Annotated in this window: 27 protein-coding genes and 4 pseudogenes; 16 read left to right on the forward strand and 15 right to left on the reverse strand. The window is 68.9% G+C overall.

The window, feature by feature from the left end; translation table 11 throughout:
- Positions 1-32: 32 nt before the first annotated feature.
- The gene (locus AB8998_RS28280; protein ID WP_369741200.1) at positions 33-434 is read left to right on the forward strand and encodes a nuclear transport factor 2 family protein; all 402 of its coding nucleotides are present in this window, start codon (positions 33-35) and stop codon (positions 432-434) included.
- Here AB8998_RS28280 and AB8998_RS28285 read toward each other — a convergent pair.
- The 3 genes from AB8998_RS28285 to AB8998_RS28295 all read right to left on the reverse strand — a co-directional run bounded on the left by AB8998_RS28285 (position 428) and on the right by AB8998_RS28295 (position 2,385).
- Positions 428-808, reverse strand: a complete 381-nt coding sequence (locus AB8998_RS28285) for a DUF427 domain-containing protein (protein ID WP_369741201.1) — start codon at positions 806-808, stop codon at positions 428-430. The genes AB8998_RS28280 and AB8998_RS28285 overlap by 7 nt on opposite strands.
- Positions 809-883: 75 nt before the next feature.
- Positions 884-1,882, reverse strand: coding sequence for an NAD-dependent epimerase/dehydratase family protein (locus tag AB8998_RS28290; RefSeq protein ID WP_369741202.1), 999 nt, complete (start codon positions 1,880-1,882; stop codon positions 884-886).
- Positions 1,879-2,385 carry a nuclear transport factor 2 family protein gene (locus AB8998_RS28295; protein ID WP_369741203.1) on the reverse strand — a complete coding sequence of 169 codons (507 nt, stop codon included), beginning with the start codon at positions 2,383-2,385 and terminating at the stop codon, positions 1,879-1,881. The genes AB8998_RS28290 and AB8998_RS28295 overlap by 4 nt, the downstream gene beginning before the upstream one ends.
- Before the next feature lie 78 nt (positions 2,386-2,463).
- Between AB8998_RS28295 and msrA the strand changes: the two genes are divergently transcribed.
- A complete protein-coding gene (msrA, locus tag AB8998_RS28300) occupies positions 2,464-2,976 on the forward strand; it encodes a peptide-methionine (S)-S-oxide reductase MsrA (RefSeq protein ID WP_369741204.1) in 513 nt (170 codons plus the stop codon).
- 3 nt (positions 2,977-2,979) lie between these two features.
- Here msrA and AB8998_RS28305 read toward each other — a convergent pair whose 3' ends face one another.
- Entirely contained in the window at positions 2,980-4,299 is a 1,320-nt protein-coding gene (locus tag AB8998_RS28305; RefSeq protein WP_369741205.1) for a cytochrome P450, read from the reverse strand.
- Positions 4,300-4,442: 143 nt separating this feature from the next.
- On the opposite strand from AB8998_RS28305, the gene AB8998_RS28310 reads away from it, so the two are divergent.
- The gene (locus tag AB8998_RS28310) at positions 4,443-5,057 is read left to right on the forward strand and encodes a TetR/AcrR family transcriptional regulator (protein ID WP_369741805.1); all 615 of its coding nucleotides are present in this window, start codon (positions 4,443-4,445) and stop codon (positions 5,055-5,057) included.
- A 37-nt stretch (positions 5,058-5,094) separates the two neighbouring features.
- Complete coding sequence (locus tag AB8998_RS28315; protein ID WP_369741206.1) at positions 5,095-5,307, forward strand: TOBE domain-containing protein; 213 nt, start codon at positions 5,095-5,097, stop codon at positions 5,305-5,307.
- Positions 5,308-5,370: 63 nt separating this feature from the next.
- Here AB8998_RS28315 and AB8998_RS28320 read toward each other — a convergent pair whose 3' ends face one another.
- Entirely contained in the window at positions 5,371-5,535 is a 165-nt protein-coding gene (locus AB8998_RS28320) for a hypothetical protein (protein WP_369741840.1), read from the reverse strand.
- An 18-nt stretch (positions 5,536-5,553) separates the two neighbouring features.
- Complete coding sequence (locus AB8998_RS28325) at positions 5,554-6,717, reverse strand: sulfotransferase family protein (RefSeq protein ID WP_369741806.1); 1,164 nt, start codon at positions 6,715-6,717, stop codon at positions 5,554-5,556.
- 97 nt (positions 6,718-6,814) lie between these two features.
- Here AB8998_RS28325 and AB8998_RS28330 point away from each other — a divergent pair, with 97 nt between their 5' ends.
- Together AB8998_RS28330 and AB8998_RS28335 are read left to right on the forward strand one after the other, a co-directional pair.
- Positions 6,815-7,390 (forward strand): TetR/AcrR family transcriptional regulator, encoded by a 576-nt coding sequence (locus tag AB8998_RS28330; RefSeq protein WP_369741207.1) that lies wholly within the window; start codon positions 6,815-6,817, stop codon positions 7,388-7,390.
- A complete protein-coding gene (locus tag AB8998_RS28335; RefSeq protein ID WP_369741208.1) occupies positions 7,387-8,499 on the forward strand; it encodes a hypothetical protein in 1,113 nt (370 codons plus the stop codon). Before AB8998_RS28330 ends, AB8998_RS28335 begins: the two co-directional genes overlap by 4 nt.
- Here the strand turns inward: AB8998_RS28335 and AB8998_RS28340 are convergent.
- The 4 genes and pseudogenes from AB8998_RS28340 to AB8998_RS28360 all read right to left on the reverse strand — a co-directional run.
- A pseudogene (locus tag AB8998_RS28340) lies at positions 8,496-9,212 on the reverse strand (LLM class flavin-dependent oxidoreductase); the annotation flags it as partial. The gene AB8998_RS28335 and the pseudogene AB8998_RS28340 overlap by 4 nt on opposite strands.
- Entirely contained in the window at positions 9,203-9,361 is a 159-nt protein-coding gene (locus tag AB8998_RS28345) for a hypothetical protein (protein ID WP_369741841.1), read from the reverse strand. The pseudogene AB8998_RS28340 and the gene AB8998_RS28345, both read right to left, overlap by 10 nt.
- Before the next feature lie 400 nt (positions 9,362-9,761).
- Positions 9,762-10,868 carry a fatty acid desaturase family protein gene (locus tag AB8998_RS28355; RefSeq protein ID WP_369741209.1) on the reverse strand — a complete coding sequence of 369 codons (1,107 nt, stop codon included), beginning with the start codon at positions 10,866-10,868 and terminating at the stop codon, positions 9,762-9,764.
- A gap of 17 nt (positions 10,869-10,885) precedes the next feature.
- The gene (locus AB8998_RS28360; RefSeq protein WP_369741210.1) at positions 10,886-11,995 is read right to left on the reverse strand and encodes a ferredoxin reductase; all 1,110 of its coding nucleotides are present in this window, start codon (positions 11,993-11,995) and stop codon (positions 10,886-10,888) included.
- Between the two features lie 70 nt (positions 11,996-12,065).
- Here AB8998_RS28360 and AB8998_RS28365 point away from each other — a divergent pair, with 70 nt between their 5' ends.
- Positions 12,066-12,740, forward strand: coding sequence for a TetR family transcriptional regulator (locus AB8998_RS28365; protein ID WP_369741211.1), 675 nt, complete (start codon positions 12,066-12,068; stop codon positions 12,738-12,740).
- A 6-nt stretch (positions 12,741-12,746) separates the two neighbouring features.
- Here AB8998_RS28365 and AB8998_RS28370 read toward each other — a convergent pair.
- Positions 12,747-13,108 (reverse strand): annotated as a pseudogene (locus tag AB8998_RS28370) (hypothetical protein).
- Between AB8998_RS28370 and AB8998_RS28375 the strand changes: the two are divergent.
- The 3 genes and pseudogenes from AB8998_RS28375 to AB8998_RS28385 form a co-directional block, all read left to right on the forward strand.
- Positions 13,031-13,657, forward strand: a pseudogene (locus tag AB8998_RS28375) (LLM class flavin-dependent oxidoreductase); the annotation flags it as partial. The pseudogenes AB8998_RS28370 and AB8998_RS28375 sit on opposite strands and share 78 nt — an antisense overlap.
- A 262-nt stretch (positions 13,658-13,919) precedes the next feature.
- Positions 13,920-14,577 (forward strand): annotated as a pseudogene (locus AB8998_RS28380) (GAF and ANTAR domain-containing protein).
- 65 nt (positions 14,578-14,642) lie between these two features.
- Positions 14,643-15,977 (forward strand): acyl-CoA dehydrogenase family protein, encoded by a 1,335-nt coding sequence (locus AB8998_RS28385; protein ID WP_369741212.1) that lies wholly within the window; start codon positions 14,643-14,645, stop codon positions 15,975-15,977.
- 129 nt (positions 15,978-16,106) lie between these two features.
- On the opposite strand, the gene AB8998_RS28390 is transcribed toward AB8998_RS28385, so the two are convergent.
- The gene (locus AB8998_RS28390; RefSeq protein WP_369741213.1) at positions 16,107-16,562 is read right to left on the reverse strand and encodes a MaoC family dehydratase; all 456 of its coding nucleotides are present in this window, start codon (positions 16,560-16,562) and stop codon (positions 16,107-16,109) included.
- A gap of 189 nt (positions 16,563-16,751) precedes the next feature.
- On the opposite strand from AB8998_RS28390, the gene AB8998_RS28395 reads away from it, so the two are divergent.
- The 6 genes from AB8998_RS28395 (at position 16,752) to ag85C (ending at position 20,785) form a co-directional block, all read left to right on the forward strand.
- On the forward strand, positions 16,752-16,925 hold the full coding sequence (locus tag AB8998_RS28395; protein WP_369741214.1) for a hypothetical protein: 174 nt from the start codon (positions 16,752-16,754) through the stop codon (positions 16,923-16,925).
- Between the two features lie 18 nt (positions 16,926-16,943).
- Positions 16,944-17,441: a metallophosphoesterase family protein gene (locus AB8998_RS28400; RefSeq protein WP_369741807.1), complete on the forward strand. Its 498-nt coding sequence runs from the start codon at positions 16,944-16,946 to the stop codon at positions 17,439-17,441.
- A gap of 18 nt (positions 17,442-17,459) precedes the next feature.
- A complete protein-coding gene (locus AB8998_RS28405; RefSeq protein WP_369741808.1) occupies positions 17,460-17,921 on the forward strand; it encodes a MarR family winged helix-turn-helix transcriptional regulator in 462 nt (153 codons plus the stop codon).
- Positions 17,918-18,742: an ATP-binding cassette domain-containing protein gene (locus AB8998_RS28410; RefSeq protein ID WP_369741215.1), complete on the forward strand. Its 825-nt coding sequence runs from the start codon at positions 17,918-17,920 to the stop codon at positions 18,740-18,742. Before AB8998_RS28405 ends, AB8998_RS28410 begins: the two co-directional genes overlap by 4 nt.
- Positions 18,732-19,550 (forward strand): ABC transporter permease, encoded by an 819-nt coding sequence (locus tag AB8998_RS28415; protein WP_369741216.1) that lies wholly within the window; start codon positions 18,732-18,734, stop codon positions 19,548-19,550. The genes AB8998_RS28410 and AB8998_RS28415 overlap by 11 nt, the downstream gene beginning before the upstream one ends.
- 218 nt (positions 19,551-19,768) lie before the next feature.
- Positions 19,769-20,785, forward strand: a complete 1,017-nt coding sequence (gene ag85C / locus AB8998_RS28420; protein WP_369741217.1) for a diacylglycerol acyltransferase/mycolyltransferase Ag85C — start codon at positions 19,769-19,771, stop codon at positions 20,783-20,785.
- 29 nt (positions 20,786-20,814) lie between these two features.
- On the opposite strand, the gene AB8998_RS28425 is transcribed toward ag85C, so the two are convergent.
- From AB8998_RS28425 to treS, 3 genes are all read right to left on the reverse strand, one after another.
- Entirely contained in the window at positions 20,815-21,528 is a 714-nt protein-coding gene (locus AB8998_RS28425; RefSeq protein WP_369741218.1) for a YoaK family protein, read from the reverse strand.
- 48 nt (positions 21,529-21,576) lie between these two features.
- Positions 21,577-22,926 (reverse strand): maltokinase N-terminal cap-like domain-containing protein, encoded by a 1,350-nt coding sequence (locus AB8998_RS28430; protein WP_369741219.1) that lies wholly within the window; start codon positions 22,924-22,926, stop codon positions 21,577-21,579.
- Positions 22,927-23,129: 203 nt separating this feature from the next.
- Positions 23,130-24,956, reverse strand: coding sequence for a maltose alpha-D-glucosyltransferase (treS, locus tag AB8998_RS28435; protein WP_369741220.1), 1,827 nt, complete (start codon positions 24,954-24,956; stop codon positions 23,130-23,132).
- Positions 24,957-25,047: the final 91 nt, after the last annotated feature.

Here is a 25,047-nt window from a genome sequence, read left to right on the forward strand (position 1 = left end):
CCGTCGGCCGCCTCCCAGGACAGTATTGCGACGTGACGACGCCGTTCGACGACCCGCAGGGAGAGCTGGCCTGGATGTTCTTCCAGTGCACCAGCGAAGGCGGCGACCTGGACGAGGGCTTTTCGCTGCTCAGCGACGACTTCACCTTCTGGACCCTGTATACGCGCACCTCCTGCGACAAGGAGACGTTCCGGCGGTCCGTCGAACGGCGCAAACACAACCTCGAAGTCACCGTCGACCTGGTGCGCTGCGTCAACGAGGGCGACACGGTGGTCGTTGAGGCGACGGCCACCGGAACAACCACCGACGGCGCAGCCTACGACAGCCCGTTCGTATGCATCGTCGACACCCGCGAAGGGCTGATCGTCTCGATGCGCCTGTACGGCGACACCCGGGCGCAGGCCGCGGCGCTGCCCGGGTGGGCCCCCTACTGAGCGGACACGCTGATGTCGGCCTTGTCGGGGTAGAACGCGACGTGCCCGGCGATCGCCGCGACCGCGGGGTAGGGCTGCTCGTAGGTCCAGATCGCGTCGTCGACGGTGTCCCCGGCGCCGGTGGTCACGCTGTAGTAGCTGGCCTCACCCTTGAACGGGCAGTAGGTGCTCGTGTCGGTGCGGGTCAGCCGTTCGGCGACCACGTCGTCCATCGGAACGTAATGCACGACGGGCAAAGTGGCCTCGCGCAGCTGCAGCGCGGCGGTGGTGTCCGCGATCAGCTCGCCGTTGACGCGCACCTGTACCCGTCCCGGTGTCGGCTCGATGGTGATCGGGTGCCCGGCGCTGGGTTCCTTGATCTCCGGGTGGCTCATGGTTGTTACCTCCTCAGACGCGGGTGACCGGTGCAACACCGGAGCGCCCTGAAGGCTTCCCGCCCTGGGCGCCCTTCACGCCTTGGCGGCACGCATGGCGGCCCAGAACCGGGCGGCCTCCCGGATCGACTCCTCGACCGGGCGCGGCTGCCAGCCCAATTCGCGCCTGGCCTTGCCGCTGTCGACGGGGGCCTCGGCGCGCATCATGCGCACCGAGGCGAGGCTGAGCTGGGCATCCTTGCCGCTGCGCCGGGCCCGCAGACTGCCCAGCGCGGCCATCGCGTAGAGCACTGGCACCGAGATCGCGCGTCGCGGCGGCGGCACACCGGCCTCCTCGGCGGCGATGCGCACGACGTCGTTCAGCGCGATCATCTTCTCCGAGACCAGGTAGCGCTCGCCGACGCGCCCGCGCTCGGCGGCCAGGATCATCGCCCGGGCGGCGTCGTCGACACCGACGACCTCGAGCGCGATGCCGTTCATCAGGAAGGGCAACTTGCCGAAGACGGCGCCGGCGATGAACGCGCCGTGCGGGGTGCCGCCCCAGTCGCCGCTGCCGTAGGTCGTGGAGACGCACATCGCCACCGCGGGCAGCCCGGCCTCGGCCACGTAGCGCATCACCAGGTTTTCGGCCTGCACCCGCGACTGCACATAGGGCGTCATACCCCGCGAAGCGATGACGTCGTCCTCGGTGGCCACGTGCCCGTGCCGCCGGCCCACCGTCGCGTAGGTGCTGGTGAAGACGAACCTGCGCAGGCCGGCTTCGGCCGCGACGTCGAGGACGTTGCGCAAGCCTTCGACGTTGGTGTGGAACAGCGGCGAGGGATCGCGCAGCCACGCGCGGGTGTCGACGACGCAGTAGTAGACGTCGTCGACGCCGTCCATCGCCTGCTGCAGCGTCGCGGTGTCGAACACGTCGCCGTGAAAGCGGGTGAGCTCGAGGTCGTCGATGGCGCGGGTGTTGGCGTTCGGGCGCACCATCGCCCGGACCTGCGCGCCGTCGTCGACGAGCCGGCGCGTCACGTGCGAGCCCAGAAAACCGTTGGCGCCGATCACCAGCTTGGGCTTGGCGCTCACCGGGCCCCTCCGTTCTGCTGCATCCACCGCGCGGCGTCCTCGTCGAGGGTGCCCAGGGCCTGGGCCGTGCGGCACCACTTCATCCCGGCCTTCAGGAAGCGCAGCGGGTTGTAGATGTCCTCCTGCCGGCACCACTGGCCGTCGCCGGCGTAAGTGACGATGGAGATGTTGGTGGCGCTGATGACGGTCCCGTCGCCGGGGTCGCGCATCGGGTTGTCCAGCTCGCAGATGACCCGGCCGGTGGACTCGTCGAGGACCGACCACAGCGACGGGAATGCGACCATGTGGCTGCCCGGGAAGGTCGTCATCGTGCGCTGGATCCAGGTGCGGACCTCGTCGCGGCCGTGCATGGTGCCCATCGCGTGCTCGATGTAGTCCACGTCCGGCGTGTACTGCTCGACCCAGGCGTCCCAGTCCCGCGTCTCGGCGGCCCGGGCGACTGTCTCCTCGAACTTCTCGAAGGCGGCCGACAGCTCGTCGCGGGAGAATTCGCGCGTGGTCACGAGGGCTCCTTCGCACCGTTACACGTCATCGCCGGAGTGTAGCCTGGGCAACGTCTTCGGTTCCCGAGGAGGAAAGCTATGACAACGCGCAAGGCTATCCTCGCCGGCGGCTGCTTCTGGGGCATGCAGGACCTGATCCGCAAGCAGCCCGGCGTCGTCTCCACCCGCGTCGGCTACACCGGCGGCGACGTCCCCAACGCGACCTATCGCCACCACGGCACCCACGCCGAGGCGATCGAGATCGTCTACGACCCCGCGGTCACCGACTACCGCACGATGCTGGAGTTCTTCTTCCAGATCCACGACCCCACAACGAAGAACCGTCAGGGCAACGACCTGGGCCCCAGCTACCGCTCGGCCATCTTCTACCTCGACGACGAGCAGAAGCGGATCGCGCTGGAGACCATCGCCGACGTCGACGCGTCGGGCCTGTGGCCGGGCAAGGTCGTGACCGAGGTCAGCCCGGCCGGCGACTTCTGGGAGGCCGAGCCCGAGCACCAGGACTACCTGCAGCGCTACCCCCACGGGTATACCTGCCACTACGTGCGTCCCGGCTGGAAGCTGCCGCGCCGGGCCACCGCCGACCAGTAGGGCTCAGCGCCGGCGGACCACCACCCGACCGCCGTCCTTCGGCGTGAACGCGACACCGCGCGAGTGCCAGCGCTCGCCGGGCGCCGTCGTCGTCTCGATGGTGAAGTGGCGCAACACCGTTCGCAACACTACGTCCATCTCCATGTTGGCGAACGCGGCCCCCACGCACCGGCGGGTACCGCCCCCGAACGGGATCCAGGCGGCCGCCGGCGGCTTGTTGCCCAGGTATCGTTGCGGGTCGAAGCGATCCGGGTCGGGGAAGACCTCGGGATTGCCGTGGATCTGCGAAATGCAGACCAGGATCGAATTGCCTTGCGGGATGACCCATTCCCCGAGTTGGTAGGTCGGCGAACAGACGTGGCGGGCGGCGAAGTCGATGACCGTGCGGACCCGCTGCACCTCGAGTATCGCGGCCTGCCGCAGCTCGTGGCCGCCGTCGTCGACCTCGGCGACCAGCGCGCGCAGCACGTCGGGGTGCCGGCTCAACCGCTCGAAGGCCCAGCCCAGCGTGGCCGCGGTCGTCTCGTGCCCGGCGGCCAGCAGCGTCAACAGCTCGTCGGCGATGTCCTTGCGCGACATGACCGATCCGTCGTCGTAGGTGCTGCGCAGCATCAGCGCGAGCACGTCGGTGCGCTCCGCGAAGTCGGGATCCGCGCGCGCGGCGTCGATCAGCTTGTCGATGATGACGTCGTAGCGGCGGCGCCACGCCCGCAGCCGACCCCAGGGGCTGAAGCGCCCATAGGTCCGCCGGGGTTTCGGCAGGGCGGCCAACCGCGAGCCCAGCGTCACCCACGGCGGGATGAGCCGGCGCAACTCGTCGAGTTCGGCGCCCTCGGCGCCGAACACCGCACGCAGGATGGCGTTGAGGGTGATCCGCATCATCGAGGGCAGCGTCGCGAACGGCACGCCTTCGGGCCAGTCCGCGATCTCGCGCAGCGCCTCTTCCTCGATGATGCTCTCGTAGTTCTTCATGCTCTTGCCGTGGAACGGCGGGGCCAGGAGCCGCCGCCGCTGCCGGTGGTCCTCGCCTTCCAGGCCGAACACCGAGCCGGAGCCGAACAGCCGGCTCAGGTTGGGCCGGATGTTGCCGAGCACCTCGGGGCTGGTGGTGAAGACCTGCTTGGCCAACTGCGGGTCGCCGACCACGACCTGCTGACCGTAGAGCGGGATCGCGACCGTGAAGACCCGGCCGTACCGGCGCGCGAGGCGGCTCATCATCGACCGCCGGGCCGTGGCGAACGCGAGGGCCTGCAGCATCGGTGGCAGGCGCGTGGCCGGAGGCATCCGTACCGCCGGGGGCGCGTCGGTGACGACTTGGCTCATTTCGGTGATCTCCCAACACCTGTCGCCCCTCGCCGGGGCGGTACCGCCATGTACCGCAGGTCTTCCCCGGTACGGTACTTTGGGTACCACTTTCTGACAAGGGTGTCGCGATCACGAAAGGGGCACCGGCGGTGACCTCAGCGATGACGGCGGCCGCCGACGACGCGGTCGGCGACCCGCCGGGCAAGGCCGATCCGTTCCGGCTCCGGCTGCTCGAGGGCCTCGCCACCTCGATCGACGAGCGCGGTTACCGCGCCAGCACCGTCGCCGACATCGTCCGCAACGCCCGCACGTCCAAACGCACCTTCTACGACCGGTTCGCCAGCAAGGAAGCGTGCTTCCTGGAACTGCTGCAGGCCGACAACGAGAAGCTGGGACACGGCATCGCCGCGGCGGTCGACCCCGAAGCCGACTGGTCCGTGCAGATCCGGCAGGCCGTCGAGGCCTACGCCGGACACATCGAGGCCCGGCCCGCCCTCACGTTGAGCTGGATCCGTGAGCTGCCCTCGCTCGGTGCGATCGCCCGGCCCGCACAGCGCCGCGGGATTCAGCTGCTGTCCGACCTGCTGATCGATTTAAGCGCCAGCCCGGGGTTCCGCCGCGCCGGCCTGCCACCGCTGACCGGATCGCTGGCCGTGATCCTGCTGGGCGGGTTGCGCGAACTGACCGCCCTGGCGATGGAGGACGGGAAGGCTGCGCGCGACATCGTCGAACCGGCCGTCGACGCGTCCATAGCCCTGCTCGGCCCGCGCGGTTAGGCTCGGCGCACACCCCTTCATCCCCTGGAGGCCCGCGATGCGGCTATCGACCCGGAATCAGCTCAAAGGCACCATCACCGAGGTCAACCTCGGCAGCGTGATGGCGATCGTGAAGGTGAAGCTCGACGGCGGCGAGCAGGTCGTCACGTCCTCGATCACCAAGGACGCGGCGGCCGAGCTCGGCCTCGCGGTCGGTCAGCCCGCGACCGTGTTCATCAAGTCCACCGAGGTCATGATCGGCGTCGAGTAGCGCCCGAGCGCCGTCGCGACACATAAACCACGCGCACGACACGCCGAAAAGCGCCACCGTAGTTTATGTCTCGCGGTCGCCGCGAAGAAACGTGCACAGCCGGTCCAGGACCAGCCAGGGCGCCTGCTCGACGATCCGGTGGCCGACGTCGGCGACATGGATCACCACGCCGCCGGGCAGATCAACAAACCGGTGTTCGACGCCGTCCAGCGCGGGCATCGTGACCATGCCTGGTGACCGGGCCGGTTACGCCAGGAACCGCTCGACATACGGCGCGAAGCGCGCGCGCAGATCCCGCTCGCTCAGCCCGAACATCTCCGCCGAGGTCTCCACATTGCCCAGCCGGCCCCGGCGGTGCCCGCCGAGGTAGCCGGTGATCGCTGTGCGCGCCTGTTCGGTGAACGGCTCGCCGGCCAGGGCGTAGACCCGCTCGGCGACGCCGAGTTCGTCGGCGATGAAGTCGTCGAAGCGGACGTCGATCGAGCGTTGCGGGCCGATGGTGTCGCGGTCTCGGACCAGCGCGGTCAGCATCCCCTCGAGCCGGTCGACCCATGACGCCGCGATCCGCTCGACCGGCACCGACGTGCGGTGCATCCGCGCGGAATAGGTGATCATCGCGATCATCGACAGCGCCACCGGCACCGGGTCGCGGTGGGTGAACACCACGATGCTGTCACCGAACACCCGGTCCAGCACCGGCACCTGCTCGAGGTGCTGGGGCGACTTGAGCAGCCAGCGCCGTCCGCCGCGCAGGAACTGCATCGCCTTGAGCTGGGTGGCCAGATACCGGTAGTGCGGCGTCTGGTCGTGGACCCGGTAGTACTCGCGCCAGCGCGGCACCTCGGCGAGCGTCTCGAAGAGCATCGTCGAGAAGTCGTTGGCCAGCAACTGGATCTCTTCGTGGACGTGGTCGGTGGTCATTTCGTGCATCAGCGCGAGATGCGGCATCACGGTGTTGATCACCCCGACCGCGACGTCCATCCGGGCGCGCCGCGGGTCCGGCTCGGTTCCCTGCTCGGACGGCAGGGGAAAGGGTTCGACGCTCTCCCAGTACGGCATCGTGCGGAAGGTGGGCGCCGCCGCCAGCAGGTTGTGCAGGTGGGTGGTGCCGGTGCGGGGCAGCCCGGCGATCACCACCGGCGATTGCAGCGCGAGGCCGTCGATCTCGGGGTGCCGGCGCAGCAGGTCGGCCAGCAGCAACCGGTTCTTGAGCAACTGCAGCAGCTGCCCGTAGAAGTTGACGACGCCCGCCTCGTGCAGGCCGTCGATCTCCCGCAGCGCCGCGAGGTAGACGGCCAGCCGCTCGCGGTAGTCGTCGGGGCCGAAGTCGTGAAGGCCGGTGTCGGCGCTGGCCCGGGCGTGCAGCGCGTCGGCGTCCAACGGGCACAGCGGCGCCATCGAGGACATCATGTCGAGGATCTGCCGGGCTTCTTCACCGAAGCGCGGCTGGGCGAGGTCGTCGAGACGGACTTGGCTCACGGCGACTTATGTTACGTTGAGTTTCGTAATGGCAGTGGATTTTGGGCGCCCCCGTGACCCCCGCATCGACGGTGCGGTGCTGCGCGCGACCGTCGAACTGCTCGCCGAAACCGGATACTCTGGGCTGTCCATCGCCGCGATCGCCCAACGGGCCGGAACCAGCAAGCCCGCGATCTACCGGCGCTGGCCGGGCAAGGCACACCTGGTGCACGAGGCGGTGTTTCCGCTCGGCGCCGCCACCGCGATCCCCGACACCGGGTCGCTGCGGCACGACCTGCGCGAAATGGTTCGCCGCACAGTGGCTTTCCTGTTGACCCCGGCAGCCCGCGCGGCGCTGCCGGGTCTGATCGGCGAGATGGCGGCCGACCCGACGCTGCATTCGGCGCTGCTGGAGCGGTTCGCCGACGTCATCGCCGGTGGTCTCGCCGGCTGGCTGGCGGGCGCCGCGACCGCGGGCCTCGTGCGGGCCGACCTCACCGCCGCGGAGCTGGCCGAGGCGATCACCGGTATCGCACTGTTGGGCCTGCTCACCCGCTCCCGTGAACTCGGGGACGCGTGGATCGATCGCACCACCGAGTTGCTTCTGAAAGGAATCAGCGCATGACGCACGAGTCGACCGCGGCGTGGCGGGAGTTGCTGGAAACCCTCGGCGGGCTGGGCCGTTCGTTCCTGGAGGGCGACCGCGCGGTGAGCGACGACCGGCACGTCGCCGACGGCTACCGCATGCTCGCCACCACATTGGGCGTGGCGTTCGACACCTACCTGTTCGCCGAGCCCGGCCGGCCGCAGTTCGTCGCGGTCAACACCCCGTTCCGCCGCGACCGCCGCTGGGGCGGGGACAACACCGACGCCTACTACTTCCTGTGCCCGGTCGATCCGACACGGCGCTACCTCGTCAGCGGCAACAGGGGCGACAGCGTGTACTTCTCGCTGACCGCCTACAACGAACCCGCACCCGGTGCGTGGTCGGACCGCGTCGTGGCCATCGTCCGCGACAGCGACCTCGACATCGACGCCGGCGGCAACTTCTCGTTCGAAATCGGCCCCACCCCGGACGCCGCCGTGCTGATGACCCGCGACTACCAGGCCGACCCGCTGACCGGCCGCCCCGTCGACTGGCGGATCGAGGCCCTCGACGATCCGGCCCCGATCCGGCACGGCGACGCGGAAACCGCTGCGTCGCTGCGGTCCGCCGCTGCGTGGCTGCGCACCATGTTCGCGATCGTCCCGCTGGCCGTCGGGACCCGCGCCGATGACGAACACGCGCTCGGGCACCGAACCGCCCACGCCGCCAACGAATTCGCCGACCCCTACCAGGTTCCCGACGCCAACTTCGGCTGGTCGGCGCGCGACGCCTGCTACTCCTACGGCAGCTTCGTGCTCGCCGACGACGAGGCGCTGGTCATCACCCACCGGCCACCGTCGTGCCGGTTCTGGAACCTGGTGGTGTGGAACCAGTTCATGGCCACCTATGGGGCCGCGGAGGGCCCCGACGCGCGCTGCTCGATCAACGGCCACAGCGCCATGCCCAACGGCGACGGGTCGGTGACGATCGTGTTGTCCCGCGCGCGGACTGCCCACCCGAATTCGCTGACCACGCTCGGCTATCCGCGCGGCAACCTCGCCTTCCGCTGGTTTCTGTCCGACGAGGTGCCGGCCCGCCCGCAGGTGCGGCTCGTCAAGGCCGCCGACGCGCCGACGGCGGTGCGTTAGGCGGCTCGGACGAGCTCGATGGCGCGCCCCAGCGTGTCGAGCCTGGCCTCGAGCGTGTCGCCGGCGGGATAGAGCCGCACGGTGTGCACCCCGGCGTCGCGCCAGACCGCCAGCCGCGCGCGCACCATCTCCTCGGTTCCGACCAACGTGGTGCCCAGCACCATCTCGTCGGTCACCAGCGCCGCGGCGCCCTCGCGATCGCCGCGCTGCCAGCGCTCCCGCACCTCGGCGGCGACGTCGGCCCAGCCCTGCCGGCTGTAGGCCCGGTTGTAGAAGTTCGTGCTCGCCGACCCCATGCCGCCGAGACTGAACGCGAGTTCGGCCTTCCGGCCGGCGATCATGCCGCGCAGTTCGTCCTCGTCCGCGGCGAAGCCGGCGTCGGCGCCCTGACAGATGTCGAGGTCGGCGCGGGTGCGCCCGGCGGCGGCCAAACCCGCGTCGAGGTGGGCGAAATAGGCGCCGGACGCACCTTCCGGGACGAAGCTGGTGCCCAGCCAGCCGTCGGCGACCCTTCCCGTCAACCGCAGCATCGCCGGGGACAGCGCGGCCAGGTAGACCGGGATGGCGTGTTCGGCCCGCGCCGACAACCGCATCGGCACCGCCTCCCCGCCGGGGCGCGGGATCTGGAACTCGTTGCCCGCGTGCGATATCTTGCCGCCGGCGAACGCCTGCCGCACCGTGTCGACCGTCGTCGCGGTCCGCATCAGCCCACGCCGTGCTCGGCCAGCCGCTTGATCGCCGACAGCGTCTTGTCGATCGCGGCCTCGAACTCCCGGAGCCGTACGAAGACGATCTTCTGCTCCTTGTCGGGCATCGCGTCGATGGCCACCGACAACCCCGACCGCCCCGGCCCCATCTGCATCCAGTAGTTCAGAGCGGGCCGCCGTCGCGGGGGTGAGCCGGAAGCGCCAGGTGGCTGCGGGGTTGTCGGGTTCTACTACCGCCCAAGCGAATTCGCGGTGCTGGTCGCAGGCAGCGATCTGGGAGGTGGTGTCCCATCGTCCGAACGCGTGGTGCTCGTTGTTCCCGACGAAGCGGGCGTCCGCCCACTCCACCGACTGCAGCTCGTTGCTCAACGTCGGCATCAGCTTAATGTCGGAGACCAGGCTCCACACGCGGGCCGGGTCGGCGACGCTTCCACCGTCGGCCTGTCCGCATAGCTCGCGCCGGTCCATTCCACGCCGGCCACTGTCCACCGCAGGGCACCGGATGTGGACCAGCCAAACCGAATCGAGACCAGTGGACGCAGCCGCGACGCCTGGTCACGCCGCGACGAGAGCCTGCTCGGCCGGCTTGTCGGCCCCAGCCCTCCCCAGCACCGCGTCCGGCAGAGTCAGCCTGACGATCTTGCGGACGACGGTCCCGAACTGGCGCAGCAGCGGACCCCGGTTGTACGGGATGCCGTAGCGCTCGCAGATCTTCTGCACCTCAGGCGCGATCTCGGGGTAGCGGCGGGCCGGCAGGTCCGGGAACAGGTGGTGCTCGATCTGATGCGACAGGTTGCCGGACAGCAGGTGGAAGATAGTGCCGCCGGTCAGGTTCGCCGAACCGAGGACCTGCCGGAAGTACCACATGCCGCGGGACTCGTCCCTGGTCTCCTCGACGCTGAATTCCTGTGTGCCGTCAGGGAAGTGGCCGCAGAAGATGATCATGTACGACCACACGTTGCGCATCAGGTTGGCCGAGAGGTTGCCGGCGAAGACGAACGGTGCGAACGGCCCGGCCAGCAACGGGAAGGCGACGTAATCCTTGAGCGTCTGGCGGCGGGTCTTCTTCCAGATCTCGCGGAGTACCTCGCGCTTGTCGGCAAGCCGGATCTCGCCGGCGCGGATGCGCTCGGTTTCCAGCTCGTGCAGGGCGACGCCGTACTGGAACAACACCATGAGCAGGAACGCGTACAGCGGATTGCCCAGGAAGTAAGGCTCCCACGGCTGGTCCTCGCTCATCCGCAGGATGCCGTAGCCGATGTCGCGGTCCATGCCCACGATGTTGGTGTAGGTGTGGTGCATGTAGTTGTGCGAGTGCCGCCACTGGTCGGCGGGGCAGGCGGTGTCCCACTCGAAGGAGCGGCCGGAGATCGCCGGGTCGCGCATCCAGTCGTACTGGCCGTGCATGACGTTGTGGCCGATCTCCATGTTGTCGAGGATCTTCGACAGGCCCAGCATCGCGGTGCCGACCAGCCAGGCCGGGGGCAGGAACAGCAGGGCCCGCCCGCCGGCCTCTAGCGCCCGCTGGGCCTTGATGACGCGACGGATGTAGTCGGCGTCCTTTTGGCCCAGGTCGGCAAGGACGCGGTCTCGCAGCGCGTCGAGTTCGCGGCCGAAGGCTTCGGCCTGATCCGGGGTCAGCGTGATCTTGTTCTGTGGCATGGTTTTCCCTCCGGGATCTAGAGCGCGATGTCGACGTCGCCGACCGGGACGGACACGCAGATCTGGACGTCGTCGTCGGGGACGGTCGAGACCGCGCCGGTGACCAGGTTGCGCACGGTGCCGGCGCTCTTGCGCCGCGTGCAGGTGTGGCAGATGCCCATCCGGCATCCGCTGGCCGGGGCCAGCCCGGCCGACTCGGCTTGCTCGAGCAGCGGCCGGCCGTCGTCGAAGACGTCGATGGCACTGTCGGAGAAAGTGATTCGCCCGCCCGACGGTGTCGTCGGCGCATCGAGTGCGGGCGGCACAAAGCTCTCGGTGTAGACGTTGTCGCAGTGCTCGCGGACCGTCTCGACCAGGGCCGCCGGGCCGCACACGAACACCGCATCCGGTGCCGGCATGGCTGCCGCGAGGTGTTCCGGTCCGCAGCGGCCGACGAGGTCGCCACCGCCCGCGCGGGTGTAGCCGTGCAGCACCCGCACGCCGGGGAGCGGCGCGGCCAGCTCGTCGCGATAGCACGCATCCACGGGGGTGCGCGCGTAGTGGACGAACGCGACCTCGGCGCCGGGCGTGTCCGGGTGGCCCTCGGCGACCAGGGTGCGCAGCATCGCCATGACCGGCGTGATGCCGCTGCCGCCGGAGACGAACAGGATCCGTCGCGGTCGCCGGGCCGGCAGGACGAAGTCGCCCCCGACCCCGGACAAGCCGACCACCATGCCGCGGCGGGCACGGTGGTAGAGATAGTTGGACACCAGCCCGCCGTCGTGGCGACCGACCGTCAACTCGAGAGTGGCCGCACCTTCGGCGTTGGCCGGTGAATAGCAGCGGGTGTGCCGGCGGCCGTCTATCTCGACGGTGAGGTTGACGTACTGACCGGCCTTGACGGCATGGGCGGTGGTGAAGGTTTCGTTCGGGGCGAGCGTGAGGGTGACGCTGCGCGGAGTCGTCCGCCGGACGTCGACGACCCTGGCGCGGGCTTCCCCCCGCGTCCAGGTCGGATCCACCAACTCGGTGTACCGGTCGACGCCGTGCGGACCGGTGAGCAGGTCGAGCAGATCGGAACCCAGAACTCGCTTCCGGAACGCCCGGGCGAGGGTCCCACCGGAGGTGTGCGTAGTTTGAGTGAACATGTGTACACGGTGCTACCGCCCGGTCCAGGTAGTCAAGGCTTTCCCGCAGCTCTGTGTTAGGGTTCACACAGTGAACAGCCGTACGCCTGGCTCACGGCCGCGGGGTTCCGGACGCGAACGCTCCCGCGACAGCCCGTCGCGCGAGGAGCGCAAGCAGGCCACCAGGCGCGCCATCATCGACGCGGCGCTCAAGTTGCTGGGAGACCGCAGCTTCTCCAGCCTGAGCCTGCGCGAGGTCACCCGCGAGGCCGGGATCGTGCCGGCGGCGTTCTACCGTCACTTCGAGTCGATGGAGGCGCTCGGCCTGGTGCTGATCGACGAGTCGTTCCGTTCGCTGCGCGACACGCTGCGCGCGGCGCGCGCCGGCAGGTTCGACCCCAACCGGGTGATCGAGTCGTCCGTCGAGATCCTGATCGGCAGCGTCGCCGAGCGCCGCGAACACTGGCGCCTGATCGGCCGCGAGCGCAACAGCGGGCTGAGCGTGCTGCGCTACGCCATCCGCACCGAGATCCGCCTGATCACCTCGGAGCTGGCCACCGACCTGGCCCGCTTCCCGGGGCTCAACGCCTGGAGCACCGAGGATCTCAACGTGCTGGCCACCTTGTTCGTCAACGCGATGATCGCCATCGCCGAGGCAATCGAGGACGCGCAGAGCGCCGAGGCGCTGGAAGAGATCCGGCGCATCGCCGTCAAACAGCTCAGGATGATCGCCGTCGGCATCGCCGGCTGGCGGAGCAGCCCCTGACTCGGCTCACCGCTCGCGGGTGAGGTCCGGAGCGGCGTTCTCGTCGACGACCTCGTAGAACGACTCGCCGTCCTCGGGGGCGCCGTAGATCTGGCCCCGATGGGCCCGCCCTAGAGGTTCGTCGGCCACCGGCCCCGTCGCACCCTCGGGCACGTCGGGCGCTCCTGTGCCAGCCGCCGGTCGAGGGACTCGCCCTCGCGTGCTTCGCGTGCCGTCACACCGAAGCGGTCCGCCTCGCTCCAGCCCTCCGGCGGATCGACGACGATGTCGCCGTCGTCGTTGTGCACCTCGTCGGAATCGGTGCCCTCGCGCGGGTTCAGCGTTCCCCCGGGTCCGCCCTCCTCGGGGAGGTCCGCGGGGTTGAGCAATTGCTCGAAGCCATCAAACTGATCCGCCGGCTGTGGAGCGGTTCGCGGATCTCTCTCGCGGGCAAATACTTTCAGAAGAACTCATTGAAGATCTACGATCTGCCGCCGACACACCCCCGCCGATCTTCGTGGCGGCCGGCGGCCCCAAGAGCGCGACCCGGGCTGGCCGCTACGGCGACGGGTGGATCGGCCAGGACCGCGGCGTCGCCAACCCCCGGCTGATCGCCGCATTCGCCGGGGGTACGCGGGCCGCCGGTCGCGACCCCGCCAACCTGGGCAAGCGCGCCGAGATGTTCGCCGTCGTCGGGGACAAGGACCAGGCTGCCCGGAACGCGGTCCTGTGGCGGTTCACCGCCGGCGCCGTCGACCAGCCCAACCTCCTCGACCAGGGGCTCGCCGATTGGACCGTCGGCATCGACCCGGCACCCCACATCGCCGCCGTACAAAGGTTCTCGACGCCGGCGCCGTCCCGTTCCTGCACTTCCCCAGGAAGATTCGGTCACCGCCATCGACTTCTATTCCTCCCGCGTCGTGCCCGAGCTGCACTGAGATCGCTCGTTCGAGGTGCACACCCCCGGGTATCCGCGCCCGGACGGAGGACCGGCCCGGTGATGCCGCGGCGGGGAGGATCGCATGGTCGCAGAAGTCGAACTGGTACGCGTGCCGCAGACTGAGTCGCAGTGCGCCGTCGCGCCGGAGGTTCCCACGGTCGCCGGTCGCTACGCTGGATTGCATGTCGGATGAACGACGTGGGGAATCCGATGTCCCAGAGTGCATCGTCCCGGACTCCAAACACGAGCTGGCCGTGCGGATGGCCGAATTGGCCCGCACGCTTGCCGTCACCCGCCCGGTCGAGCACACCCTGAAAGGAGGTGACCGGCTCCGCACTGCAGATGATTCCGGGGGCCGATGCTGTGGGCGTGCTGCTGGTGGCCAAGGGCGGGGCCTTCGAATCCGTGGCCGGCACCCACGACGTGGTGGCCGAGCTCGACAAGCTGCAGATCACCTTCGGCGAGGGGCCCTGCGACGAGGCCGCCCTGCACGAAACGATTGTGCGCAGCGACGATCTGGGCGCCGAGACGCGCTGGCCGCGGTTCGCGCCGGGCGCCGTCCAGCAGGGGGTGCTGCGCGCCCTGTCGTTCAAGCTGTACACCTCGGATCGGACCGCGGGGGCGCTGAACGTGTTCGGCTTCACCGCCGGTGCGTGGGAGCCCGAGGCCGAGACCGTCGGCTCGGTGCTGGCCGCGCACGCCGCCGCGGCGATCCTGGCCGGGCGGCACGCGCAGCAGATGCAGACCGCGCTGTCCACCAGGGACCGCATCGGCCAGGCCAAGGGCATCATCATGGAGCGCTACGGCGTCGACGACATCCGCGCCTTCCAGATGCTGCGGCGACTGTCCCAGGAGCAACAGATGAAGCTGGCCGCCATCGCCCAGCGCGTCATAGAGACCCGCGGCGAGCGCCACTGAGGCCGGGTGGCGGCGCCGCCCCCCCGCGGCATCGCCGGCTCTAGGATGGTGGGACTCCATCAACGATGCCGGTGCGGCGCTGCACCGGGGAACGGCTGGCGACGGTGTGGGACTTCGAAACGGACCCGGAATACCAGGCGAAGCTCGACTGGGTCGAAAAGTTCATGGCCGACGAACTCGAACCGCTGGACCTTGTCGCCCTCGATCCCTACGACAAGAAGAACCCCGAGACGATGGCGGTCCTGCGGCCGTTGCAGCAGCAGGTCAAGAACCAGGGGCTATGGGCCGCCCACCTGCGGCCCGAACTCGGCGGTCAGGGCTTCGGCCAGGTCAAGCTCGCGCTGCTCAACGAGATCCTCGGGCGCTCGCGGTGGGCGCCGTCGGTGTTCGGCTGCCAGGCGCCCGACTCCGGTAATGCCGAGATCCTGGCGCTGTTCGGCACCGACGAGCAGAAGGCCCGCTACCTGCAGCCCCTGCTCGACGGCGAGATCACGTCCTGCTATTCGATGACCGAACCGCAGGGCGGTTCGGATCCCGGCCAGTTCGTCACCGCGGCCACCCGCGACGGTGACGACTGGGTGATCAACGGGGAGAAGTGGTTTTCCACCAACGCCAAGCACGCGTCGTTCTTCATCGTCATGGCCGTCACCAATCCCGAGTCGCGCACCTACGACAAGATGTCGCTGTTCATCGTCCCCGCCGAGACACCGGGCATCGAGATCGTGCGCAACGTCGGCGTGGGCGCCGAATCGTCCAGGCGAGCCAGCCACGGCTACGTCCGCTACCACGACGTCCGGGTGCCGGCCGATCATGTGCTGGGCGGCGAGGGCCAGGCCTTCATGATCGCGCAGACCCGGCTGGGCGGCGGCCGAATCCACCACGCAATGCGCACGATCGCGTTGGCGCGCAGCGCATTCGACATGATGTGCGAGCGCGCGGTGTCCCGCAAGACGCGGCACGGCCGGCTCGCCGACTTCCAGATGACCCAGGAGAAGATCGCCGACAGCTGGATCCAGATCGAGCAGTTCCGGCTGCTGGTGCTGCGCACGGCCTGGCTGATCGACAAGCATCACGACTACCAGAAGGTGCGCCGCGACATAGCCGCCGTCAAGGTCGCCATGCCGCAGGTGCTGCACGACGTCGCCCAGCGGGCCCTGCACCTGCACGGCGCGCTCGGCGTCTCCGACGAGATGCCGTTCGTCAAGATGCTGGTGGCCGCCGAGTCACTGGGCATCGCCGACGGTGCCACCGAGTTGCACAAGATGACGGTCGCCCGCCGCACGCTGCGCGAATACCAGCCGGTTACAACGCCTTTCCCGTCCGCGCACATACCGACCCGGCGCGCCGAGGCACAGGCCCGCCTGGCCGAACGCCTGGAGCACTCGATCGCCGAGTTCTGAGGGTTTGGCCGGCCGCGTTCGTGTGGTCCGCTCGCCGAGATCGACGTTTTGCAGGCCGCCTCTTGCACTTTGTCTGCGAAACGTCGATTTGGGTGACCAGCTGCCGGGGTGATTATGTAGCGCGGGCAGTCAGGAGATGTAGCGGACGATGCTCTCGGCCACGCACGCCGGCTTGGGTGCGCCCTCGATCTCGACGGTGGTCGACACCGTCGCCTGCGCGGCGCCGTCGCCGAGGTCGTCGACGCTGACCAGTGAGCTCTGCGCGCGCACCCGGGAACCCACCGGGACCGGGGCGGGAAAGCGAACTTTGTTGAGGCCGTAGTTGATTGCGAGCTTGATGCCCTTGACCGTGTACATCTGGTGCTGCAGCCGCGGCAGCAGCGCCAGGGTCATGAACCCGTGGGCGATGGTGGTGCCGAATGGCCCGGCGGCCGCGCGCTCGGGGTCGACGTGGATCCACTGGTGATCGCCGGTCGCGTCGGCGAACAAGTTGACGTCTTCCTGGGTGATCGTCACCCAGTCGCTCTGCCCGATGGTCTCACCCGTCGCGGCGGTGAGTTCGGCTACTGATTCGAAGATGCGCATGCGGTGTTCTCCTTGGGCTCCGGGTGGTAACAATAGCGCCGGATCGGGGCACGTTTGTCCGGGGGTCGTGGGGGTGGTCGCCGGGGAACGGCGCATGGCATCCGGCGCGACTTCGCGCCGCAGCAGCCCGATCCGGTTTGCCGGAAGCCGTCGCGGGAACCCAGGAGCGAACAGCGAAAGGACTCGCACATGCCTGAATTTAAGGTTCACAAGGCCGAATCCGACGTCGAGCCCGAAACCCACGAGTCGCGCCCGCGCGCTGGCCGCGGCGACGAGGACGGCACGTACGTCGGCCAGACCAGCCCCGACGACTCGATCGACGTCGGCGAGACCGGAGCCGAAGCCCGCGCCAACGAGAAGTAGCCGGTGCAAGATGGGGCGGTGCGGCTGCTGCTCATCGCCGATACCCACCTCCCGCGGCGCGGGCACGACCTGCCCGCCCGGGTGTGGGACGAGGTCGACGCGGCCGACGTCGTCGTCCACGCCGGCGACTGGACGAGCGTCGAGCTGCTCGACGAGCTGCAGAACCGGGCCGCCCGGCTGCTGGCGTGCTGGGGCAACAACGACGGACCGCGGTTGCGCGCGCGGCTGCCTGAGCGTGCCGACGCGGTGCTCGACGGCCTGCATGTCACGGTGGTCCACGAGACGGGCGCCGCGGCCGGGCGGGAGGCCCGGATGTCGCGGCTCTACCCCGACAGCAACCTGCTGGTGTTCGGCCACAGCCACATCCCCTGGGACACCACGACGACCACCGGCCTGCGGCTGCTCAACCCCGGCTCGCCGACCGACCGCCGCCGGCAACCCCACTGCACGTACATGACCGCGACCGTGACCGGCGGCGCCCTGACCAGCGTCGACCTCCACAAGCTTGAAAGATAGCTTCCCTAAAGAGGTATTATCGGAGGGGTGACAACCCGTTCCGCCCTCGCCGCCGACGTGACCCGTGCCGTCGGCCGGTTCCGCCGCCACCTGCGGCGCTCCGCCGGGACCGGCTACGCCCCCGGGCAACTGCCGGAGTCCCAGGCCGAACTGCTGCGGCTGATCGCCAGGAGGCCGGGGATCTCGGTCAACGAGGCCGCCGCCGAACTCGGCCTGGTGCCCAACACCGCCTCCACCCTGGTGTCGAAGCTGGTCGGTGCGGGGTTGCTGGACCGCCACGTCGATCCCCGCGACCGGCGCGTCGGCCGGCTGCATCTGGCCGAACCGGCCCAGCAGGTCATGGACGCCTCGGCCGCGGCCAGGCGCGCCCTGGTCGCCGAGTTGCTCGACAAGCTCGATGACGCCGAGATCGCTTCGCTGGCAGAGGGTTTGGCGGTCCTGGAGAGGATGACCACGATGCTGCAGGAGAAATCGATATGAGCGCGCCCGACATCATGGCGATCGACTGCCGCAACCTCACCTGCCGCTACGGGGACTTCACCGCCGTCGACGGCCTGAGCCTGCAGGTGCGGCCCGGCGAGACCATGGGACTGCTCGGCCCCAACGGTGCCGGCAAGACGACGGTGGTGCGGGTGCTGACCAGCCTCACGCCCGTCCGGCACGGCGAGCTGCACATCTTCGGGCTCGACGCGCGCACCCAGACCGTCGACATCCGCAGCAACATCGGTTATGTGCCGCAACAGCTTTCGATTGAGCCGGCGCTGACGGGCCGGCAGAACGTGGCTTGGTTCGCGCGGCTGTACGGGGTGGCCCGCGCCGAGCGGACGGAGCGTGTCGACCAGGCGCTGCAGGCCATGCAGTTGCTCGACGTCGCGAACCGGCCCGCGGCAACCTACTCCGGGGGCATGGTGCGCCGACTGGAGGTGGCCCAGGCGCTGGTCAACCGCCCGTCGCTGCTGGTGCTCGACGAACCGACCGTCGGCCTGGATCCGATCGCCCGCGACGGCGTCTGGACGCAGGTGCGGCACATGCAGGCCGAGTTCGGCATGACCGTGCTGCTGACCACCCACTACATGGAGGAGGCCGACGCATTGTGCGACCGCGTTGCGCTGATGCACCGCGGGGCGTTGCAGGCGGTGGGCACGCCCGGCGGGCTGAAGTCGGCCTTGTCCCCGCAGGCCACGCTCGAGGACGTTTTCCGCCACCACGCGGCCACCGAATTGGCCGGGGAAACAACCGAATCGGGCAAGCCGCTGCGCGAAATCCGCTCCCGCAGAAAGGCTGCCGGCCGTGTCGCTTGAGCAGCAGGCCCCCGCGCGGCTGCTGCGCGCGCCGCGCGGATGGCAACGGGTCGCCGCGACATGGGGCAATGTGGGCGCCTTCGCGATCGTGGAACTGCAGAAATTGCGGCACGACCGCACCGAACTGCTGACGCGGACGGTGCAACCGGCGCTGTGGCTGCTGATCTTCGGCACCACGTTCAGCCACCTGCGCGTCATCGACACCGGGTCGGTGTCCTACCTGGCCTTCCTGGCGCCGGGGATCATCGCCCAATCGGCGCTGTTCATCTCGATCTTCTATGGGATACAGATCATCTGGGACCGCGACGCCGGTGTCCTGGCCAAGCTCATGGTGACTCCGGCGCCCGCGTCGGCGCTGATCGCCGGTAAGGCGTTCGCGGCCGGGGTGCGCTCAGTCGCCCAGGTCGTCGGGGTGCTGGCGGTGGCCTACGCCATGCGCGTCGGGCTGACCGTCAATCCGCTGCGGATCCTGGCGGCCATGGGGGTCGTCATGCTCGGCGCCGCGTTCTTCGCGTGCCTGTCGATGACGCTGGCCGGGCTGGTCCGGAGCCGCGATCGCCTGATGGGCATCGGCCAGGCCATCACCATGCCCTTGTTCTTCGCGTCCAACGCGCTGTACCCGGCGAGCGTGATGCCCGGGTGGCTGCACGCGCTGAGCGTCGTCAACCCGTTGAGCTACGAGGTGAACGCTTTGCGGGCGCTGCTGATCGGCGCGCCGTTCGACCTCCTGGATCTCGTCGTGCTGGTCGTGGCGCCGATGCTCGGGATCGCCATGGCGGCAACGCTGTTGCGCCGCCTGGTCGCCTAGGCTCGCCGAAAGCGCCGGGCCGCCAACGCCGTAACAATCCCGATAGCCGATCGCGACGCTGCCGAGACCTATTCCGGCGCGATGCGTAATCGTTAGCCAACCGCGATGTCGCGCTGCGGCCACGACGGGCCGATCGCGTCCCTCCCCTGTGTTTGACTCCCCGAGAACAGATCCGACCGCGTCACGCGGAAGACAAAAAAGTTGGGTGGATGGGAGCCATGAAGTTCGTGGAAACGGTGCGCGGCGCGGCGGCAGGTATGCCACGCCGGCTGGCTATCGCGGCTATCGGGGCTGCCCTGTTGTCCGGTCTCGTCGGTGCGATCGGCGGCTCGGCGACCGCGGGGGCGTTCTCCAAGCCGGGTCTTCCGGTCGAATACCTTGAGGTGCCGTCGCCGTCGATGGGCCGCAACATCAAAGTCCAGTTCGAATACGGCGGGCCGCACGCGGTGTACCTGCTCGACGGTCTGCGCGCCCAGGACGACTACAACGGCTGGGACATCAACACCCCGGCCTTCGAGGAGTACTACCAGTCCGGGCTGTCGGTGATCATGCCCGTCGGCGGCCAGTCCAGCTTCTACAGCGACTGGTACCAGCCGTCGCAGGGCAACGGCCAGACCTACACCTACAAGTGGGAGACCTTCCTGACCCGGGAGATGCCCGCGTGGATGCAGGCCAACCGCAACGTCTCACCGACCGGGAACGCCGCGGTGGGTCTGTCGATGTCGGGCGGTTCCGCTCTGGTCCTGGCCGCGTACTACCCCCAGCAGTTCCCCTACGCCGCCTCGCTGTCGGGCTTCCTGAACCCGTCGGAGGGCTGGTGGCCGACGTTGATCGGGCTGGCCATGAACGACTCGGGCGGCTACAACGCCAACAGCATGTGGGGTCCGTCCACCGACCCGGCGTGGAAGCGCAACGACCCGATGCTGCAGATCCCGCGCCTGGTGCAGAACAACACCCGGATCTGGGTCTACTGCGGCAACGGCACCCCGAGCGACCTCGGCGGCGACAACATGCCCGCGAAGTTCCTGGAGGGCCTGACCCTGCGCACCAACCAGCAGTTCCAGAACAGCTACCTGGCCGCGGGCGGGAGCAACGGGACGTTCAACTTCCCGGCCAACGGGACGCACTCGTGGCCGTACTGGAACCAGCAGCTGGTCGCGATGAAGCCCGACATCCAGCACGTGCTGCTCACCAGCGCGGCCCCCGCCCCCGAGGCGCCCGCGCCCGCGTCCTAGGAGAACCAGCAGCGGCAGCGGCGCACCGGTCAGCGTCGCTGCCGCTGCCTTCTGGGTGCCTGGTCCAGCAGGGCGCGGCGGTCCCGGTGGAAGTAGGTGTACGCGGTTGTCAACGCGCACACCGCCGTTGCCAGCACCAGCATCCAGGTCCCGTTCACGACCACGCTGATGAGGCCACCCACCGTGGCGCCGATGACGAAGCTGGCCAGCAACAGAAGATAGCCCAGCCAGTCCGAGGCGTTTCCACCACCAGCGATGTGGCGTTCGATACCCTGGCCCATCTTGACGGTCGTGCCGGTCACATAGCTCAACGGCACCGACACCTCGCCGTCCTTGACGAACGACGTGTTCAAGGCCCCGGTGCCGAAGGCCATCAGCACGATCGGCGCGAAGTCGAGAAGGTTTTGTGCCCACCCTTCGTCGATGACGTCGACCACGGTGGCGGCCAGCAAACTCAGGGTTGTCAGCACCGTCGGACCATGCGGGTGGTCCACCCAGAAAAATCGCCGGCACAGTGACGCGACCACCACGCCTGCGACGAATGCCACAATGAGCAGCCCGGCGCTTACGGCGAGCCACACTTCGCCGGTGAAGTATCCGAGCACGGCGCGCTGGGCGTTGCCGGTGATGAAAACCACGAAATAACCCGCGGAGTGGGTGAATGAGATCGCGCCCACCACACCGGCGAGCACGGCCAGCACCCACGACAGACGAGCCTCACTGTTGAACACTTCCCCGGCCACGCCTAAATATTTGCAGACAAGCGTGGCGGGCGCAGAGCGCGAGTTGTCCTAGTCCGCGGTGAGCCGTGCGATGGAGCGCAGCGGGATCGGCAGCCATCCCGGGCGGTGCCGCGACTCGTAGCCGGCCTCGTAGACGGCCTTGTCGAGTTCGTAGGCGGACAGCAGCTCCGCCGAATCGCGCGGATCGACTCCGGACGCGGCCGCATAGCCCTCGCAGAACGCGGTGCGGTTGCGCTCGACCCATTCCCGGGCCCGGGCCGCGAGCTGCTTGTCGCTGGCCTGATCCGCCAGCGGCCCGTAGGCGGCGTACTCGAAGGACCGCAACACCCCGGCCACATCGCGCAGCGGCGAGTCCGGCGCCCGGCGTTCCTGCAGCGGCTGGCCCGGCTCCCCTTCGAAGTCGATCAGCAGCCAGCTCTCCGGTGTCCGAAGCACCTGCCCCAGGTGCAGGTCGCCGTGGACGCGCTGGACGGTGATCGTCTCGCCCGCCAGCTTGCCGAACCGCTCCTCGATGGCCGTCGCGTACTCCTCGAGTTCGGGCACCTTCGCCACGGTCGACGACATCCGCGCCAGCACGGTGTCGAGCGGGAACGTCGCCCGGCTGGTTCCGAGGTTCTCGGCCAGCGTGGCGTGCACCGAGGCGACCGCTTCGCCGAGCCGGAACGACTCGCCGGCGAAGTCGCCACCGACTTCGTGGGCGTAAAGGTCGGCCTCGGCGAACAGGTCACGGACGCTGGCCGTGGCCATCGCCCAGCCTTCGGCCGCATTGGACGCGAACTCGGTGACCATCCCCAGCGGCCACGCCGTGTCTTCGGTGCCGTCCGCCCCGGCGATCTCATAGGTGCCGAACAACCGCGCGACGTGCGGGTTGCCGGCGTGGGCGAGCACCCGGTTGAGTTCGATATCGGGATTCACGCCGCTGCTGACCCGCCGGAACACCTTGAAGATGGCCCGGCGGTCGAAGATCACGCTGGTGTTGCTCTGCTCGGCGTCCGCGACGTGCGGCAGCGCCTCCAGCGGCAGCTCGGCATCCGGTTCCTTGACGAACCTCAGCCGCGTCCCCGACGCCTCTCGCTCGGCCGACGCGTCGATCAGCGACAGCAGGAACTGCGGCGCATCGGTGTCGTACAGGGCGTCGAAACCGGTCCGATCGCCCGCCGCGCCGATCGTGGCGACCGTGCTGTACTCGGAGACCGGCGCCGTATCCCAGCGCACGATCACCTGGTAGCGTTCCGACGAGCCATCGGCATAGCTGGCGTCGACCAGCACTAGGTCGAGGTCTTCGCGCAGCGGCACCACCAGACTCGCATCGGTGGCGGCCAACTCGCGGTTACGCCCGGCGTACCACCGTTGCTGCGGCAGCCACTCGGCCCAGGGCAGCTTGGCCGGCTCACTCATGCTCACAACCGCCGCTCCTCCTCATCGCTCCGCTCTGCATCGTCGCGACACACTCACAACCGCCGCTCCTCCTCATCGCTCCGCTCTGCATCGTCGCGGCACACTCACAACCGCCGCTCCTCATCGCTCCGCTCTGCATCGTCGCGGCACACTCACAACCGCCGCTCCTCCTCATCGCTCCGCTCTGCATCGTCGCGGCACACTCACAACCGCCGCTCCTCCTCATCGCTCCGCTCTGCATCGTCGCGGCGGTGTGGGTCATGCCTTTCCTCCGATGCGCACAGTTGAAACCAATAAAAGCCGTGTCCCGGCAGCGTCAGCAGGTAGGGCAGGTGACCGATCCGCGGAAACTCCACGTGCCCGGTCAGCTCCGTCGGTGTGTAGCCGCTCCAGTGCTGCAGGTTCAGCTCGATGGGCTGCGGGAACCGCGACAGGTTGTTGACGCACAACACGATGTCGCCATCATCGGCCGCCTGACGCACGAAAGCCAGCACCGACGGGTTGGATCCACCCAGTTCTTCGAAGCTCCCGATGGCAAAAGCGTCGTGCCGCCGGCGCACCGCCAGCATCGTGCGGGTGAAGTTGAGCAGCGATGTCGACGTGTCACGCTGGGCCTCGACGTTGACGGCCTGGTACCCGTACACCGGGTCCTGGCTGGGCGGCAGGTAGAGCCGGCCCGGGTTGGCGGCGGAAAACCCGGCGTTGCGGTCCGGTGTCCACTGCATCGGGGTGCGCACCCCGTCGCGGTCGCCCAGCCAGATCACGTCACCCATGCCGATCTCGTCGCCGTAGTACAGCACCGGCGATCCCGGCAGCGACAGCAGCAGCGCGGTGAACAGTTCGATCTGGTTGCGGTCGTTGTCCAGCAGGGGCGCCAGCCGGCGACGAATCCCGACGTTGGCCTTCATCCGCGGGTCCTTGGCGTACTCGGAGTACATGTAGTCGCGCTCCTCGTCGGTGACCATCTCCAGCGTCAACTCGTCGTGGTTGCGCAGGAAGATGCCCCACTGGGCCATCTCGGGAATCTCGGGGGTCTGGGCGAGGATCTCCGAGATCGGGAACCGCGATTCCCGCCGGACGGCCATGAAGATGCGCGGCATGAGCGGGAAGTGGAACGCCATGTGGCATTCGTCGCCGCCGGTGCTGGGATCGCCGAAGTACTCCACGACGTCGGCCGGCCACTGGTTGGCCTCGGCGAGCAGCACCCGGCCGGGGAACTCGTCGTCGATGACCTTGCGGACTCGCTTGAGAAACGCGTGCGTCTCGGGCAGGTTCTCGCAGTTGGTGCCCTCGCGCTCGAACAGGTATGGCACCGCGTCCAGCCGGAACCCGTCGATCCCGAGACCCAGCCAGAAGCGCATGACGTCGATCATCGCCTCCTGCACCGCCGGGCAGTCGTAGTTGAGGTCCGGCTGGTGGGAGAAGAACCGGTGCCAGTAGAACTGGCGGCGGACCGGGTCGAACGTCCAGTTCGACTCCTCGGTGTCGACGAAGATGATCCGCGCGTCGGTGTATTTCTCGCTGGTGTCGCTCCACACGTAGTAGTCGCCGTAGGGCCCGTCGGGATCGTGGCGCGACTCCTGGAACCACGGATGCGAATCCGAGGTGTGGTTCATCACCAGGTCGGTGATGACCCGGATGCCGCGCCGGTGGGCCGCGTCGAGCAGCGCGACGAAATCGTCGACGGTGCCGAACTCGGGCAGCACCTTGTAGAAGTCGCGGATGTCGTAGCCGCCGTCACGCAGCGGCGAGTCGTAGAACGGGGGCAGCCAGATGCAGTCGATGCCCAGCCATTGCAGATAGTCGAGCCGTTGGTGCAGCCCACGCAGGTCGCCCGCCCCGTCGGCGCTGGCGTCGTAGAACGCGCGCACCAGCACCTCGTAGAAGACGGAGTGCTTGAACCAGGTCGGGTCGGCCGGCAGTGCCGCCGCGTTGCGGAAATCCTCTGCGTTCGGGTGCTCGACCACGCCGCCCTGGACGTGGCTGCCCTCTGCGGGATGGTGTTCGACAGCGTCTCGTGTGTCGTTCATCAATTCCACGATGCCACGGGTACCCGAGGCGGCGCGCCGGGAATCACGCCCGCGACGCCGCGGCGAACCACGCCGGGCGGCAAGCGGATTG

Source organism: Mycobacterium sp. HUMS_12744610 (assembly GCF_041206865.1).
Lineage (GTDB): Bacteria > Actinomycetota > Actinomycetes > Mycobacteriales > Mycobacteriaceae > Mycobacterium > Mycobacterium servetii.

Excerpts from the sequence above, each read along its gene's own strand:
- AB8998_RS28285 (WP_369741201.1), bottom strand. The coding sequence starts at position 808 with ATGAGCCACCCGGAGATCAAGGAACCCAGCGCCGGGCACCCGATCACC.
- msrA (WP_369741204.1), top strand. The coding sequence starts at position 2,464 with ATGACAACGCGCAAGGCTATCCTCGCCGGCGGCTGCTTCTGGGGCATG.
- AB8998_RS28305 (WP_369741205.1), bottom strand. The coding sequence starts at position 4,299 with ATGAGCCAAGTCGTCACCGACGCGCCCCCGGCGGTACGGATGCCTCCG.
- AB8998_RS28310 (WP_369741805.1), top strand. The coding sequence starts at position 4,443 with ATGACGGCGGCCGCCGACGACGCGGTCGGCGACCCGCCGGGCAAGGCC.
- AB8998_RS28315 (WP_369741206.1), top strand. The coding sequence starts at position 5,095 with ATGCGGCTATCGACCCGGAATCAGCTCAAAGGCACCATCACCGAGGTC.
- AB8998_RS28320 (WP_369741840.1), bottom strand. The coding sequence starts at position 5,535 with ATGGTCACGATGCCCGCGCTGGACGGCGTCGAACACCGGTTTGTTGAT.
- AB8998_RS28325 (WP_369741806.1), bottom strand. The coding sequence starts at position 6,717 with ATGATGTCCTCGATGGCGCCGCTGTGCCCGTTGGACGCCGACGCGCTG.
- AB8998_RS28330 (WP_369741207.1), top strand. The coding sequence starts at position 6,815 with ATGGCAGTGGATTTTGGGCGCCCCCGTGACCCCCGCATCGACGGTGCG.
- AB8998_RS28335 (WP_369741208.1), top strand. The coding sequence starts at position 7,387 with ATGACGCACGAGTCGACCGCGGCGTGGCGGGAGTTGCTGGAAACCCTC.
- AB8998_RS28345 (WP_369741841.1), bottom strand. The coding sequence starts at position 9,361 with ATGCAGATGGGGCCGGGGCGGTCGGGGTTGTCGGTGGCCATCGACGCG.
- AB8998_RS28355 (WP_369741209.1), bottom strand. The coding sequence starts at position 10,868 with ATGCCACAGAACAAGATCACGCTGACCCCGGATCAGGCCGAAGCCTTC.
- AB8998_RS28360 (WP_369741210.1), bottom strand. The coding sequence starts at position 11,995 with ATGTTCACTCAAACTACGCACACCTCCGGTGGGACCCTCGCCCGGGCG.
- AB8998_RS28385 (WP_369741212.1), top strand. The coding sequence starts at position 14,643 with ATGCCGGTGCGGCGCTGCACCGGGGAACGGCTGGCGACGGTGTGGGAC.
- AB8998_RS28390 (WP_369741213.1), bottom strand. The coding sequence starts at position 16,562 with ATGCGCATCTTCGAATCAGTAGCCGAACTCACCGCCGCGACGGGTGAG.
- AB8998_RS28395 (WP_369741214.1), top strand. The coding sequence starts at position 16,752 with ATGCCTGAATTTAAGGTTCACAAGGCCGAATCCGACGTCGAGCCCGAA.
- AB8998_RS28410 (WP_369741215.1), top strand. The coding sequence starts at position 17,918 with ATGAGCGCGCCCGACATCATGGCGATCGACTGCCGCAACCTCACCTGC.
- ag85C (WP_369741217.1), top strand. The coding sequence starts at position 19,769 with ATGAAGTTCGTGGAAACGGTGCGCGGCGCGGCGGCAGGTATGCCACGC.
- AB8998_RS28430 (WP_369741219.1), bottom strand. The coding sequence starts at position 22,926 with ATGAGTGAGCCGGCCAAGCTGCCCTGGGCCGAGTGGCTGCCGCAGCAA.
- treS (WP_369741220.1), bottom strand. The coding sequence starts at position 24,956 with ATGAACGACACACGAGACGCTGTCGAACACCATCCCGCAGAGGGCAGC.